Raw genomic sequence first — 15,198 nt, 5'->3', positions numbered from 1 at the left:
GCTTTAGCGGTCTCATCTTCTGCCGGTTGCCGGACAAGCACTTTCGCAGCCCCGTACCGGGTTTATAAATTTTACCTGCGTTTGTCGTCAAAACGTTTTATCATTGTGTCAAACATTACTTCAAATCAGAATGTCGAATCAAACCATACACGCCACAACGGTTCTTGGAATTGTCCATAATGGCGCCGTGGCTGTCGGCGCCGACGGGCAGGCGACCATGGGCAATACGGTAGCGAAAAGCAATGTTCAAAAAGTGAGAAAGCTTCAGAACGGCAAAATACTGGCGGGCTTTGCGGGAAGTACAGCAGACGCTTTTACCCTACTGGAAAAATTTGAAGAGAAGCTCAACGCTTTCGGGGGCAATATGAAACGCGCGGCCATTGAACTGGCGAAGGATTGGCGGACCGACCGTTACCTGAGAAAACTGGAAGCCATGCTGATCGTAGCCAACAGCTCCGAAATACTTATTATTTCAGGTACCGGCGACGTGCTGGAACCTGAAAACGGCATTGCAGCCATAGGCTCAGGCGGCAACTACGCCCTTTCGGCGGCTAGTGCATTGAAAAAGCATGCACCGCACCTGTCTGCGCCCGCCATGGTCAGAGAAGGGCTCACCATCGCAGCCGATCTCTGCATTTACACCAATCACAATTTCGTGATAGAGGAGCTGGGCGCGTGACTAAGACAGCCGGAGAAGGAGCCCCCTCTCCGGCTGTCCACACTACCTGTCAACAAAATTACCAGACTTACTAATGTCCGCCCACGGAGTTCACTTCCGAAATCCCCTTGGTGTGGACGGTAATATTGCGCAACGGAGCCGTGTGACTTTTGAAATTCTGGATAATTTCCAGGACATCATAGTCAATATCCACCGAACGACTTCCGTCAATCACTACTGTTGAATCCGAAGGCAGGTTGTCAAGCGTCTGCCCGATGCTCCCCTTGTTCAGGAAAGTTACCTCTTCTGACAGAACCAGCGTAATTACATCGCCGGACTGGCTATTCTCCTTCCTGTAAGAATAAGAGTGCTGATAATTCTTTCTAAGAATGAAATAGACTGCCACTACCATCCCGATCGCAATTCCCTTTAAGAGATCAGTCATCAAAATAGCCGTCACCGTTACGACAAACGGTATAAATTGTTCCCACCCCAGCCTGTACATGCCTTTGAACAAAGCCGGCTTGGCCAGTTTAAAGCCTACCAGCAGCAGGATAGCCGCCAGCGTAGACAATGGGATCAGATTCAGAAATTTGGGGATCAAAATCACGGAAACCAACAGGATCAACCCGTGGGTGATGGTGGCCATACGGGTTTTTCCGCCGGCTTCAACATTTGCCGAGCTTCGTACAATTACCTGGGTGACCGGTAAGCCGCCGATCAGGCCGGACGTTACATTACCCAGCCCCTGGGCGATCAATTCCCGGTTCGTCGGTGTATTTCTCTTGTAAGGATCCAGTTTATCGGTTGCTTCAACTGACAACAGCGATTCAAGGCTCGCTACTATGGCAAGCGTAATGGCTACAGTGTATACGGCAGGGTTGGTAAAAGCCGACCAGTCCGGGAGCCGGAAAAAGCCGAAAAATTCCTCTGCGCTGCCGGCTACCGGCAATTGTACCAGGTGCTGCCCCTCCAAAGCCAGCTGCGGCGCTACTGCTCCAAAAAGCAAATTGATCCCGATCCCGAGAAGTACGACAATCAGTGCTCCGGGCACGAATTTAAACAGCTGTATGGACTTCATGAACGGCCGGTCGAAGAGCAGCAGCACGGCCAGGGAGATCACTGAAATGATAATGGCTCCGGTGGTGCTGTACTTCACGGCGTACCAGAGTTCGGTAAAAGTATTTTTTCCTTCCGGCGCATCAAAGGCCTGGTTGCCCATAAACTCCGCATCAAAGCCGAGTGCGTGCGGAATTTGCTTCAGGATAAGGATTAGTCCGATTGCAGCCAGCATCCCCTTGATTACAGAGGAAGGGAAGTAATACCCTATAATACCGGCTTTCAAAAAGCCGGCCAGTATCTGGAGCAGCCCGGCCAGCACAACCGCCAGCAGGAAGGCTTCAAAGCTACCCAGCGTTGCAATGGCATTCAGTACGATCACGACCAAACCCGCGGCCGGACCGGAGACCCCCAGCGATGACTGGCTGGTGAACCCGACCACAACTCCACCCACAATACCGGCTATCAATCCGGAAAACAGTAAATCGGGTCGTCCGGTCGAGGCAAGCGCCACCCCGAGACAGAGTGGAAGCGCCACCAGGGATACCACGATACCTGCCGGGAAATCGGACTTTAAATTCGATAGCAATTTATTTTTATTCACAGACATGATGTTCTTGTTGACTTGTAGTTATTTCAAAATTTGCTGAGGGTACCAACCGTCATCTCGACTGAAGCGCAGCGGAACGGTGAGATCTCTTATAAAACCGCTAACACTGAGAGATCCCCCGGCTTCACTGCGTTGCGCTACCCGACCGTCATCCCGACCGTAGCGGAGGGATCTCCCTCTCCCCGTACCGAATCCCTTTCAGAGGACTTTTTTCTTGCAACAGGAGATCCTTCAGTTCCACTGCGTTCCATTCAGGATGACCATCCGGCAGATGCGCTACCATTGACAACAACAAGTTTGGCGCCGCACCAATCGGACCGTCATCCCGACCGCAGCGGAGGGATCTCCCGCTCCCGGTACCCAATCCCTTTCAGAGGGCTTTTTTATAGCAACAGGAGATCCTTCAGTTCCACTGCGTTCCATTCAGGATGACCGTCCGGCAGATGCGCTACCATTGACAACAACAGGTTTGGAGCCGCACCAACCGGAACGTCATCCCGACCGCAGCGGAGGGATCTCCCGCTCCCAGTACCCAATCCCTTTCAGAGGACTTTTTATAAAAACAGGAGATCCTTCGACTCCGTTGCGCTGCGCTTCAGGATGACCGTCCGGGTGGTAACCTCCGGCTACCATTGACTTCCATTGACAACATCTATTTGTCATCTCCGCTACAAGGTGTTTTCGCAAAAAACTTCTTTCTCGGAATGACGGGCACACAAACAGCCGTTCTGGCTATGCCGCGCCGGAAGACGCCTGTTCAACGTTAAATACATATACATTATCCAGCGCACCTACGTCGCCCATCGAAATTCCAAGGTCCTTCAAAATCCCGTTCTTTACATCATACACGATCCCGTGGACGGCGAGCTCATTGCCCTGCGCCCAGGCATTCTGGACAATTGAGGTCTTGGAAAGGTTAAATACCTGTTCCTGTACATTGAGCTCAACCAGCCGGTTGCTCTTCTCCTGCACGTCCAGGATCTGATCCAGCTCGTCTTTGTGCAGCCGGGCCACGTCTTTGATATTCCGCAGCCAGTTGTCAATCAACCCGACCTGCTGGTTTCCCAAAGCGGCGTTTACCCCGCCGCAGCCGTAATGCCCGACTACCATGACATGCTTCACTTTCAAAACATTCACAGAATAATCGAGCACACTTAACAGGTTCATATCGGTGTGAACTACCATATTGGCAATATTCCTGTGGACAAAGATCTCACCGGATTCAGTCCCGGTAATTTCGTTTGCCGGGACCCTGCTGTCCGAACAGCCGATCCAAAGGAAATTAGGCGCCTGGCCTTTTGCTAGCTTTTCGAAATAAGTCGGGTCCTGCTCCAATTTGTTTGCGACCCATTTTTTATTATTCAGGAATAGATCCTTTAATGACTTAGCCATAATTCTGGTTGTTTAGCGCTGCAGCAGTTTGGGGAATCGGAAGTCGGAAATCAGAATTCGGACGTCGGAAATCGTGACCGGAGCTTTTCTGTCTGTAGTCAGATAGAACGCCGATTGCAGAAAGCTGACAGCTATTTCAAATAAAATGAAACTGTAAATGGGGTTACGCCGTCGGATGAGTGCTGAATGCAGTTTGAATTCAATTCTCCCATGACGCGATAAGCGGGAAACAGTGCGGCAAAGCACTACCTGTTCAGATTATGAACCCCAAAAAACAAAGAAAGAATAGCTAGGCCCGTTCAGGAGGCGGGGCAACCATGGTCAACAGCACGTCGGGGACGTCTGCGGAGTTGTAAGCGGAATTTAAAGGGGTAAATTCCAGGAAAGAGGCAAGCGTAAAATAGTTCTCGTGAACAATTACGTCTTCCTCAAGGAGGGGGGGCGCTTTCCGCGCACTACTGGTCTCATCTTCCCCTTCCAAAACAAAATTGCAAGCCACTTTATACTTCGCAGCCAATGCCTGTACACCCCCGGTTACAACACCCAGGAAGTACAGCATCATCGCTATGTAAGTAAGTGGCCTGATAAGTTTCACAAGAGAAAAAGATTAGTGTGGATTGGGTCCGGCAACCAAAGCCCCGGTCAGGGCTTGTAGCTTCTTTCGTGCCGCTCTAACCAGCGACCTACCATAAAAGCAACCGATAGTAACACTACGTAAAAGACGATCATGATGATAGTCATTCCCATAACACTCAACGAAAATTTAGTTTAACACTTTACAAAAGTAGCATAAAAATGCGAACAGGCTACCATTTTAACATCGCATTAACAAAAAAATCATAGTACTCCTTTCGTAGAAGGAAGCACATCCAAAGCCGCCAAATCACGCTTCACAGCCATTTTTACGGCTTTTGCAAATGCTTTGAAAACGGACTCTATTTTGTGGTGCTCATTGCTCCCTTCCGCTTTGATATTCAGGTTGGAAAGTGAAGTATCACTAAAGGATTTAAAGAAATGGTGAAACATTTCTGTCGGCATATCCCCGATCTTCTCCCTTTTGAATTCCGCATCCCAGACCATCCATGGGCGGCCCGAAAAATCTACCGCTACCTGGGCCAGTGCTTCATCCATCGGAAGCAGGAAACCATACCGTGCTACACCCCGTTTGTCGCCCAATGCCTGCCTGAAAGCCTCGCCTAGTGCCAGGCCGGTGTCTTCAATGGTGTGGTGCTCGTCGATATGGAGATCGCCTTTCACCTCAATCGAAAGGTCCAGCCCGCCGTGTCGCGCCACCTGGTCAAGCATATGATCAAAGAAGCCGAGCCCGGTGTGAATATTTGCCTTTCCGGTACCGTCAAGGTTCAGCTCTATATTAATTTGCGTTTCTTTCGTGTTGCGCGTCACGCGCGATACCCGGTCCGACACTTTGAGCCGCCCGTAAATCTCATCCCAGTCTGTTGTCACGAAACTCAGCGCCTGCCTTTGACGCTCGTCCATTTCGTCCACAGCCGAATCTGCGCCTATAAAAATAGCTTTCGCCCCCAAATTCACAGCCAACTGCACATCGGTTAACCGGTCGCCGATCACATAGCTTCCGGCCAGGTCATAATCTCCGCTGAAATACTGCTGCAGCAGGCCCGTGCCCGGCTTGCGATCCGGGGAATTATCCTCAGGGAAGTGGCGGTCAATATGGATGGCGGCAAAATGAACATTTTCGTTTGCCAGCGTTTTCAGCATTTTTTCCTGGGCCGGCCAGAAAGTGTCTTCCGGAAAAGACGCTGTTCCCAATCCGTCCTGGTTGGTCACCATCACCAATTCAAATTCACCTTCTTCGGCAATGCGGCGCAGGTTGGAAATGACTTTCGGAAGAAATTCAAGTTTTTCAAGCGAATCAATCTGGAAATCGGTTGGCGGTTCCCAGATGATCGTTCCGTCGCGATCTATAAAAAGTACTTTTTTCACTATCTCTGATTAATTCACACACAAAGGTGAGCAAAAATAGTACCAATAACTTTAAAACGGGAATTCTGTCGCACAAACTTCCGCGGAGCCGCCCCTGTTCATTTGGCCTTCTCTACACAAATCCCGATACTCATAATAAAAGGCAAGGGGTTCTGCCGCATCGACTGGCTGATTTCAAAGGTATACTGACCTGACGCGGGAAAAGTATGGTTTTCAAGAAACGGGATCTTTTGATCGAAAAGGTCCCCCAAGCCCTTCCCATAGGGTTTTCCGGTGATTTCATCTGATATTTTCAGCTCAACCAGGTCATGCGACAATACCCGGTTATCGGGACCGGAGATCTTCCGGGTCAGATACAGGTTATAGTAGGGGTATTGCACTGCATTCCGCAAAAGGTAATAAACGTTGTACCGGGCAGTGGTATCCTCAATATTGACCGTAAATCTGGGCTTTACGTCTGCGTACCATTGCGCATCCTTAATTTCTTCGTGGGATTTATAAATAGTCTTCCGGTCGCATCCCACCAGCGCCAGGCCCGGCAATACCAGCGAAAACAATATCCCCCAAGCACTTTTTAACAGCATAACTACCCGGGAATCTGCGCGTTTTTCTCTTCAAAATATTTTTTCAGCCAGGTTGAGGCGGCGGGAACTTTCCAGCGGGTCATCCATTCGGCCTTGGTTTTTACCAGGTTGTCGAAAACCTGCGTGTTCGGGAGAATATCCTCCTGGAAAATCAGGTCCCTGACAGCCGGAAGGGCGGTTAACTGGATGTCCCCATGCCCGTCTATCCAGGCCACCGAGCGGTCGAAAAAGTCTATATTCATAGCAATTCCAGCCTCCCGCATCCAGCTCACCGATTTATCTATTGCGCACCCGGATGGCAGTTCATTGGCCTCATCCACAGCCAGCACCACAAACCGGTTATAAAAAATCTTTGCGGATGCCACCAGGGGCTTACCGTGTGCGTCCCAGTTGTTGGTTGCAGCCTTGAGTGTCTCAAGAAGGGTACCGGCCTGATCATGGTTGAGCACTTTATTGGCCTGGTAAATCCAGATCCGTGCTTCAAAATCAATTTCGTCAAAAGGGATATACATAAGGCAATTTCCGTTTCTTAATGGTAAAAACTGCGTCTAATATAGAAAAGTGCATTTATTAAAACTATTACGCCTGAAACAGTTTAGGACAATTGCTTGAGAACGAGCTCTGCGATATCCATTACGGCCACAGTGTTTTCCTTTTCCTTGTTTTTTATTCCGTCGGTCATCATCACCATGCAGAACGGGCAGGCTACCGCGATTGTTCCGGCGCCCGTTTCCAGCGCTTCTTCCGTTCGGGCGACATTCACATCCTTATTCCCTTTTTCCGGCTCTTTAAACATCTGTGCCCCGCCCGCGCCGCAGCAAAAGCCTTTCGCCCTGCTCCTCTTCATCTCCTTCAACTCCATGTTAAGCGCCGTAATGACTTCCCGCGGCGCTTCATAAACATTGTTGGCCCGCCCGAGATAGCAGGAATCATGATAGGTGACACTCCCCTTCTGACGGTCTTCGCGAATTCTGATCCGTCCTTCGGCAATCAGTTGCTGCAGAAACTGAGTATGGTGAATTACTTCATATTGGCCGCCCAGATCCGGATACTCATTCCTGATCGTATTAAAGCAATGCGGGCATGCGGTCACGATCTTTTTTATCCCGTAGCCGTTGAGCACTTCAATATTGGCCGTCGCCTGCATCTGGAAAAGGAATTCATTACCCGCCCGTCGCGCCGGATCACCGGTACACCCCTCTTCAGTACCGAGCACTGCGTAAGAAACCCCTACATGGTTCAGTAGCGTGGCAAATGCCGCGGTGACTTTTTTATACCGGTCATCAAAGGCGCCGGCGCAGCCTACCCAAAACAGAATTTCGGGCATTTTCCCTTCTGCCGCAAAATCGGCCATTGTTTTTACGTTTGCTGACATAAAGTTTATTCTTTTGGATGGTCCGGAAAAGTCGCGGAGACAGTATCCGCCCAATTGAAGCGATCAGCAGGAGAAAATTTCCAGGGTGCCTGGTTGGTCTCCATATTCTGAAACATCATGTTCCAGGAAGCGGGCGCCTGCGCTTCGTCCATGACCTTGTAACGCCTGAGCTGCAAGATAATATCCAATGGGTTTATCAGGATGGGGCACTCCTCTACGCACGCATTGCAGGTAGTACACGCCAGCAGTTCTTCCTGCGTGATATAGTCACCGAGGAGGCTCTTTCCATCTTCCCTGAATACGCCGCCTGACTCGTGCATGCTCCGCGCCACTTCTTCCAGGCGATCACGGGTATCCATCATAATTTTGCGGGGTGACAGCAGCTTGCCCGTCTGGTTGGCCGGGCAAGCGGAAGTGCACCTGCCGCATTCCGTGCACGAATAAGAATCAAGCAGGTTTTTCCAGCTCAGGTCATTGACGTCCTTTGCCCCGAAACGGTTCATTTCTGCTGGAGGCTCATGAGGGGTTGCCTGCTCCAGGCCGAGCATTAGCCTGACTTCTTTGGTGATTTCAGGCATATTCTTCATTTGTCCCTTCGGCGTCAGCCTCGAAAAATAAGTATTGGGAAAGGCGAGCAGGATATGCAGGTGTTTGGAATAGGTGACGTACACTGCAAAGCAAAAGATTCCCAGAATGTGCAGCCACCAGGCAATTCGTTCAACAACGACCAACGTTGTGGTGCTCAGCCCTTCGAACAACGGTTTGATGAAGCTGCTGACAAGAAAGTCACCGGTTGCCGCATAATGCGCCTCTCCCCTGCTTTGAAGCACCAGATCAGACGCGTTCATTGTGAAAAGTGCAAGCATCAGTACGATTTCGAGCGACAGGATGACACGTGCATCCAGGGCGGGCCAGCCTTTAAGCTCACGGTGGCGCTGCGCCTGCAGGCGATCGACACCTCCGGGCGCTCTCCGGAACAGAAAAATCGTACATCCCACTATTACGCCTAGTGCGAGGAGTTCATAAAAGCTGATCAGAACCGGGTAAAATCCGCCAAGAGAAGCAGCAAACAGGCGATGCGCCCCCAGAAGACCGTCGAGTACAATTTCCAGGAGTTCGATATTGATCAGCACAAAACCGATGTACACCAATAGGTGCAGCGTGGCGGCAAAAGGCCGGTCGAACATTTTCTTCTGGGCGAATGCGACCCGCAGCATGGTGCCAAACCGTTCTGAAGGCCGGTCAGAGAGGTCTTCTGCTTTACCCAGGCGAATCGCCTTGTAGATCATCGAGGCGCGCCTGTAGAGCAGTAATGCGGCCGTGCCGAGCGCGATGAGAAACAACAGTTGCTGGAAAACTTTCATAGGTCAGGTTAACAATATCGGCCTGGCCGGATGGTGTTACATATATCATGGCGGCCACAGACGAAAGTTAGGTAAAAATATCCCAAACCAATTTGTTATGCAAGCATACTATTTTAAAAAAATAAATTTATGCGATTTTTTTTCGCGCTTCGCTTGGATTAGCAAAATCGTTTTCTACCTTTGCAGTCCCAAACGCAAAGAAAAAGGGTTTTGGTGATGTAGCTCAGTCGGTAGAGCAAAGGACTGAAAATCCTTGTGTCGGCGGTTCGATTCCGTCCATCACCACAAAAAGAAGCCGGTTACGATGAAAATTGTAACCGGCTTCTTTGTTTTTGGGCAACATTTTTATGTCAGGTAAAAAAGGGGATCAAGCTGAAAAGTTGGATCAAGCGTAAAAGTCGTGGAACTCCATCGACCTGACAAACTAAAAAAGCTTCAAAATCCACGTTAATCCAAAATAGTAAAGCTACATACGATCACTTTAAAAGAATACCAGCTTGAAAGGCTGCACATCCATCTCTTTGACCATTGACAGCCGGTTTGGTCGTAACCAATCCCCGTTGTTCCACTATAAAATGCGACAGTGCTGTCGTGACGAATATCGGTATTGAGAAAAATGGAGCCCAGCAGCAGTTCGCCTGGTAAGATATTCCGAAATGGAATTTTTTAGTATTTTCTAACCTCTTTTTTTTGTGCTACATTCCAGAGAGACGGCCTGAATATCGGGTGGCTGTACATCTTCTCTGATTTAATAAAATTTCGGACAGGAATATGGACAAGCAAATAGAGATTTATCAGAGTGGTGACGGCCAACTGAATATTGAAGTAAGGTTTGAACAGGACACTGTGTGGCTGGATGCGCACGCCATGTCCGCTATTTTTGATGTTCAAAGGCCCGCTGTTGTTAAACATATTGGGAACATTTATAAATCGGGCGAATTGATTGCTGAAGCAACCTGTTCTATTTCGGAACAGGTTGCTTCAGATGGAAAGAAACGAAAGATGAACCTGTATAATCTGGATATGATTATTTCGGTAGGTTATCGCGTTAATTCCCCTAAAGCAACCCAGTTCCGCCAGTGGGCTACGGGACGGCTAAAGGATTTTCTGGTGAAAGGCTACGCCATTAACGAAAAACGCCTGGCCCAAAAACAGCTAGAAATCCAAACCCTTAAAGAAGGCATCCGTATACTTAGCCGGGCTATTGAAAGTCAAAGCACCACAGGCGAGCTCAATTGGCTAAACCAATATGCGATAGGACTTGAACTATTGGATGACTATGATCACGAGCGGCTTGATGAAAGAGGACTAACCAAACGAGAAACGATTTATCCCGCTCTAAAGCAATATTTCGCCGTGATTGAGTCAATGAAGGCCGATTTCGAATCCCCCATATTTGGGAAGGAAAAGGATCAGGGCTTTCAAAGCGCTATCGCCCAAATTGCAAAAGGGTTTGAAGGCGAAGATTTTTACCCCTCAATCGAAGAAAAAGCCGCCACACTGCTTTATCTGGTCGTGAAAAACCACGCATTTGCAGATGGCAACAAACGCATTGCCGCCGCCTGCTTCCTTTTGTTTCTCAATGCCAATGATGGGCTCTACGGCAAGGGTGGCCATGCCCTCGTTAGCAACGAGGCATTGGCCAGCCTGACGCTATTTATTGCCTCCAGCAAACCAGAAGAAATGGAAACAGTCAAAAAGCTGATTATAAGCGTACTGAACAGGAATCAACGGTCGTGGTGGTTAGCATCTGAGTAGGTTTGCGGATTGGAAGCAACTGGATCGCGCCGAAGATTGACTTCTTTTTCCTGATAATACCAGGTCTCATTTGAGCATCAAGGCCTGTCACAGGGAATTTTTCCGCGACAGGCCTTTTTTGACAGATGTCTCAACCTACTTCTTCACCACCTTCAGAGAAGTCCCATCGTGTAAACGGATGAAATACATTCCCTGCGGTAGCAAGCCGAGATCTACCTGTTGCTTGTCCGAATGGAAAGTCAATGTTTTTAATACCAACCCCTGCACGTTGAGGAGTGTCCCGGTGGTACCGGCGATCTGTCTGGCTTCTATCCACAGCACATCACCGGCCGGAAGGGGGTAAGCCGATACCCCGGGGCGCTGTGCCAGGTGCACGCTGATGATTTTGCTGTAGTTGCTACGCCCGTCCGCTTCCAGGAGACGGAGCCTGTAATAGGCAATGCCTCCCGCCGGCGGAAGATGCCTGAAGGCAAAGGAGTCTTCGCTTTCCTTGGAAGCGGGCACAGTTCCCACGCGCACAAAGGTCCGCCCGTCGCGGCTGTGTTCAACGTCATAGGCGAACATATTTTGCTGCTCCGTCACCCCCCAGCGAAGCGCCACCGCCTGGTGCTCATCGGAAGAGCCGGCAAACGAGACCAGTTTCACCGGCAGCGGTTTCGCCGCCGACCCGATGAAGAAGCCGCTGAAACCGTCGACGTCAATTGTAACTTCCCAACGATGACTCACGGCATTCCAGAGAATATTTTCTTCGTTTGGAATGATCGCCAGCGGCGCCCCTTCATAGTCGCCCGGACTCGTTCCATTCGTCCCTTCATATTTAAAAACCCTCAGGTTTTTCTTATTGACGGCATCCGAGGCGTTGGCAGGCAGCGGGCCCTCCGGCAGAACTTCATTGAAGCTGTCAAATTCTTCCTGTGTAAAATAGAGGGTAACCTTCGCCGATCCTCCCGCCGGCGCACTGATCAGATAGTGCCGCTGCACATACGGGGAATTGTTATGAAAGGCTACTTCCGGGTCAAGACTTACCCGGACCGTCACGCTGCCACTGACAGGATTGACCCCGGCCGGAGCTATACGCGCGATCAACCGGCAGGCCTCCCCGTTTCCGTAAAAGCTCGTAACGCCATTAATTGGTGTTGTACTTTCATCTTCAGACTGGGCAAGGCCTCCGTGCTGTACCGCATCCTGGAACTCAAAAGCACCCAGATCTACAATCGTGTGTACCATTCGCGGACGCCCGGTTATATCGACTGACTCACCGGGAATATCGCTGTTATCGCCGCTGTTGATAGCCGGGCTACAAGCCTGCAGGGTATAGTCGCCGCCGGCCGCGTCGGTGAAAACCGGATCTGTATCCATATTTCCGCCGCCATCTGTCCCAAGTCCCGGATTCCATCGGTCACTTCCGCCCCAGTTGGCAACAAGACTGTGCGAGACGACCGGCAGGTCTCCGGATATTGTGTAGACAGAGGCTTCGGGAGAAGTCGCGATGCCGCCAATTTCATTGTCCCAGATGATGAGATTGGTCAGGACAGCTGGTGACTGAAGCTTCACCAAAGCTCCCCCCGACAGCGTAGCGGCGTTTCCGGTAACGGTACCATTGATCAACTTCGTTGAACCGCAGTTCGCGTTCACCATAGCTCCGCCGGTTATCGCAGAGTTACCGGAGAACACAAAATTGGACAACAAAACTGAAGGACTCAATTCATTGTACACACCGCCGCCTTCTGCCGCGGTGTTGTTCATTATTTTACTATTCTCCAGGGTAACGGACGCCTGGTTACTATAGAGGGCGCCCCCGCGCGCTCCGGCAGCGTTCTGCAAGAAGACAGTTTTGGTGAAGACCGAATGGAAATTCCCACCAACATTGCTCATCCCGCCGCCCCGAATAGAGGTATTTCGGAAAAAGAGGCAATCATTCTGCCACAGACGCGAAAACACGACGGCGGTTCCTCCACCAGCGGCGGCCGATACGGACTGCCCGTTCACGGTCAACGACGCTCCCTCTTCCGTGGCAGCACCGGCAGTGATGATAAAGCCATCCATCTTCGCTACACCAAGCGTACCGGCGGCGATCACGACGTGATGCGCATTTTCGGTATGCCCGCTAAAATCAGTTGCGTGGTCGTTTCTTCCGAGATCACCGCTCAGGACAGTTCCCCGGGTAACGTTTACCGGCTGCGGCAGCAATCGCTCGTCTTCCAGGGTTTGCACGCCGTTGGCCGGGTCAAACCCACCGTAGAGCTGAACGTCGGGAACAAGCACAAAGGCGTTATGCCGGCCGCCGCCTGTGGTATAGCTTTCATCTCCGGCATGAAAGGCCGGGAGATAAGTCCCGGAGGCGACATATATTTTCAGCGGATCGGCTCCATCCCAGCCCGGGTTACCGCCGGCATACTGCTCGCGCGCCCACTTCAAGGCCTCAGCCAGTTGCGGAATAGCATTTGACCAGGAGTTGCCGCTTCCGGTATAGGCCGGCGCCTCGGTATTGACATTTAAATCTACATAGAGTACAAGGTGCTCGCCGGGCGTTATGACCGGTGGACAATTCAGGGCGTCTCCGGTAATAGTCCAGTTAAAATCGTCAATCAGGCGCTGTCTGGCCGCCTCCCCCAGACAGTACTTCAAGCCGGCGGCGCCTAAATTAAGATTGGTACGCAGATTGCCGGTTTCCACCCAACCCATGAGGGTAGCGTCGTAACTTTCGCGCGATAAGCCGGAGTTGCTCAGCATATTCCTTACGTCGCTTACGTTCGACAAATTCCATTGGCCCAAACTTTTGTCAAACGAAGACGCCCCCATGAACATCCTCTCTGTGGTGTTGACACGCGCCAGGTTCCAGCTGCTCAAATCCTGGTTAAAGAGAACCGCTTCATTGAACATCCAAGATACACGCTGTGCATTGGCTAAATTCCAGTTGCTTATATTTCCATTGAACTGCTGAGCCCCCCTGAACATTCCTTGAAAATTGGTTACCCTGGAGACATCCCAGTCAAGATCCTGATTAAATGCTTTCGCGTACGAAAACATCCAGCTGAAATCAGTTACCTTCGACACGTCCCAGTCACCTATATATTGGTTGAACGCGTCCGTCTCGGCAAACATGGCCATCATGATGGTGACCTTCGACACATTCCAGTCACCTATGTTCCGGTTGAAAGCCTTCGCTCCGATAAACATATAACTCATCACCTCAACGTTGGCAACATTCCAGTCACCTATGTCCTGATTGAAGACCTCTGCTTTATCGAACAAACCGTACATGGTCGTGACCTTCGAGACATCCCAACCACCAATTGGCTGGTTGAACTTTTTTGCCATGAAAAACATCCTGCTCATGTTGGTCACGTTTGAAACGTTCCAACCCGAAATATCGGAATTGAAGCTATGGGCCTCCTCAAACATGGCTTCCATCGTGATGACCGCACTGACATTCCACTGTCCGATCGCCCCGGTAAAAGAGGTCGCATAGTTAAACATCCAGGCGGTATTGACTACATTTGACATATCCCAATGATTGAGGTTCGAGTTAAACGAGCCGCATCTTGCAAACATCCCGTCCAGAGAACTTCCAGCGGCGAAAACCGGAGCGTCCGTACCGGAAACGGTCGTCAGGTTTTTGCACTTGAAAAAGGCCCATCTCATACCCTGCCACACCTGGTCTCCCCATTGTTCAACGGTAAGCAGCCTGGCATCATTTGCATCATTGCTGGCAGAGCTCTCGAAGTTTATAGCGGGAAAATTCCCGCTGACAGATACGGTATAGGTGCCAGCCTCCGCGTAGGTGTGGGTAGCATTCCCGGTTTGCGCGGCGGACGTTGTACCGTCTCCCCAGTTTACGGCATAGTTATAACCCGTTACCTCGCTGTGTACGGGAATGGTGATTGTTTCGTTCGCTGCCTCGGTTTTCCAGGTGGTGATGAAAGGGCGCTGGGCATGAAGCGCCATGGTGGCCGAAACGGTCAGCAGAATTAAGAATGAAGCCGCAAGGTGCCTGACGCGTAGTAGCAGAAGTCTTTTCATACCGGCAAAGAGAAGGAATTAGTCAATACGGGGGTATCCCTCATGTGGGGGGGATGAGGGGTGATATACACTCCACACAAACCTCTCCTGCCAGTTCAAAGCCCGGGAAATCTGACACGACCTGAATACGAACTGGCTTACCGGTGAAAGGAAAAAATCAGCTGCAACTGACTGACTGGTAAACAAAACCCCGCAAAACCGACCAATTCCAAAAGAAAAACAGGTAAAAGCAATCTTCAAAACCCGGAGACAGCTTTCTCTACCTTAAATGACAAGAAAAAACACCCTGCGTTCAAAGTGAACCGTGCAACTCACGCCACGAATTGCACGAGTATCCTGGCAGCCGAAAAAGCCATGGCCAGAAAGCTATATATATGCTTAAGGAATTGTATTTACTGGCCTGTTGAGGAAAG

13 protein-coding genes and 1 tRNA gene are annotated in these 15,198 nt (G+C 50.4%); 3 read left to right on the top strand and 11 right to left on the bottom strand.

Features of this window, described 5'->3' with window-relative positions:
* Positions 1–130 precede the first annotated feature (130 nt).
* Positions 131–679, top strand: a complete 549-nt coding sequence (gene hslV / locus ABD852_RS17375) for an ATP-dependent protease subunit HslV (protein ID WP_345031204.1) — start codon at positions 131–133, stop codon at positions 677–679.
* Between the two features lie 70 nt (positions 680–749).
* Here hslV and ABD852_RS17370 read toward each other — a convergent pair whose 3' ends face one another.
* The 10 genes from ABD852_RS17370 to ABD852_RS17325 all read right to left on the bottom strand — a co-directional run bounded on the left by ABD852_RS17370 (position 750) and on the right by ABD852_RS17325 (position 9,004).
* The gene (locus ABD852_RS17370; RefSeq protein WP_345031203.1) at positions 750–2,327 is read right to left on the bottom strand and encodes a SulP family inorganic anion transporter; all 1,578 of its coding nucleotides are present in this window, start codon (positions 2,325–2,327) and stop codon (positions 750–752) included.
* A 276-nt stretch (positions 2,328–2,603) separates the two neighbouring features.
* Positions 2,604–2,750 (bottom strand): hypothetical protein, encoded by a 147-nt coding sequence (locus tag ABD852_RS17365; RefSeq protein ID WP_345031201.1) that lies wholly within the window; start codon positions 2,748–2,750, stop codon positions 2,604–2,606.
* Positions 2,751–2,819: 69 nt separating this feature from the next.
* Positions 2,820–2,990: a hypothetical protein gene (locus ABD852_RS17360; protein ID WP_345031199.1), complete on the bottom strand. Its 171-nt coding sequence runs from the start codon at positions 2,988–2,990 to the stop codon at positions 2,820–2,822.
* 69 nt (positions 2,991–3,059) lie between these two features.
* Complete coding sequence (can, locus tag ABD852_RS17355; protein ID WP_345031198.1) at positions 3,060–3,719, bottom strand: carbonate dehydratase; 660 nt, start codon at positions 3,717–3,719, stop codon at positions 3,060–3,062.
* A 289-nt stretch (positions 3,720–4,008) separates the two neighbouring features.
* Entirely contained in the window at positions 4,009–4,314 is a 306-nt protein-coding gene (locus tag ABD852_RS17350) for a hypothetical protein (RefSeq protein ID WP_345031195.1), read from the bottom strand.
* A gap of 242 nt (positions 4,315–4,556) precedes the next feature.
* Positions 4,557–5,681 carry a bifunctional histidinol-phosphatase/imidazoleglycerol-phosphate dehydratase HisB gene (gene hisB / locus ABD852_RS17345; protein ID WP_345031194.1) on the bottom strand — a complete coding sequence of 375 codons (1,125 nt, stop codon included), beginning with the start codon at positions 5,679–5,681 and terminating at the stop codon, positions 4,557–4,559.
* A gap of 98 nt (positions 5,682–5,779) precedes the next feature.
* Positions 5,780–6,265 carry a gliding motility lipoprotein GldH gene (locus ABD852_RS17340; protein ID WP_345031192.1) on the bottom strand — a complete coding sequence of 162 codons (486 nt, stop codon included), beginning with the start codon at positions 6,263–6,265 and terminating at the stop codon, positions 5,780–5,782.
* A gap of 2 nt (positions 6,266–6,267) precedes the next feature.
* Positions 6,268–6,777 (bottom strand): hypothetical protein, encoded by a 510-nt coding sequence (locus ABD852_RS17335; protein WP_345031190.1) that lies wholly within the window; start codon positions 6,775–6,777, stop codon positions 6,268–6,270.
* Between the two features lie 83 nt (positions 6,778–6,860).
* Positions 6,861–7,640: a (Fe-S)-binding protein gene (locus ABD852_RS17330; RefSeq protein WP_345031189.1), complete on the bottom strand. Its 780-nt coding sequence runs from the start codon at positions 7,638–7,640 to the stop codon at positions 6,861–6,863.
* Positions 7,641–7,645: 5 nt separating this feature from the next.
* The gene (locus ABD852_RS17325) at positions 7,646–9,004 is read right to left on the bottom strand and encodes a 4Fe-4S dicluster domain-containing protein (RefSeq protein ID WP_345031187.1); all 1,359 of its coding nucleotides are present in this window, start codon (positions 9,002–9,004) and stop codon (positions 7,646–7,648) included.
* A gap of 212 nt (positions 9,005–9,216) precedes the next feature.
* Between ABD852_RS17325 and ABD852_RS17320 the strand changes: the two genes are divergently transcribed.
* Both ABD852_RS17320 and ABD852_RS17315 read left to right on the top strand, forming a co-directional pair.
* Positions 9,217–9,289: transfer RNA gene (locus tag ABD852_RS17320), tRNA-Phe, on the top strand.
* Between the two features lie 486 nt (positions 9,290–9,775).
* Positions 9,776–10,762 carry a virulence RhuM family protein/type II toxin-antitoxin system death-on-curing family toxin gene (locus tag ABD852_RS17315; RefSeq protein WP_345031186.1) on the top strand — a complete coding sequence of 329 codons (987 nt, stop codon included), beginning with the start codon at positions 9,776–9,778 and terminating at the stop codon, positions 10,760–10,762.
* Between the two features lie 135 nt (positions 10,763–10,897).
* Here ABD852_RS17315 and ABD852_RS17310 read toward each other — a convergent pair whose 3' ends face one another.
* The gene (locus ABD852_RS17310) at positions 10,898–14,785 is read right to left on the bottom strand and encodes a BspA family leucine-rich repeat surface protein (RefSeq protein WP_345031184.1); all 3,888 of its coding nucleotides are present in this window, start codon (positions 14,783–14,785) and stop codon (positions 10,898–10,900) included.
* Positions 14,786–15,198 lie beyond the last annotated feature (413 nt).

Origin of the sequence: Ravibacter arvi (genome assembly GCF_039540405.1) — a bacterium.
In the GTDB taxonomy this organism is placed as follows: Bacteria; Bacteroidota; Bacteroidia; order Cytophagales; family Spirosomataceae; genus Ravibacter; species Ravibacter arvi.
This window is presented reverse-complemented; position numbering and strand designations above follow the sequence as displayed.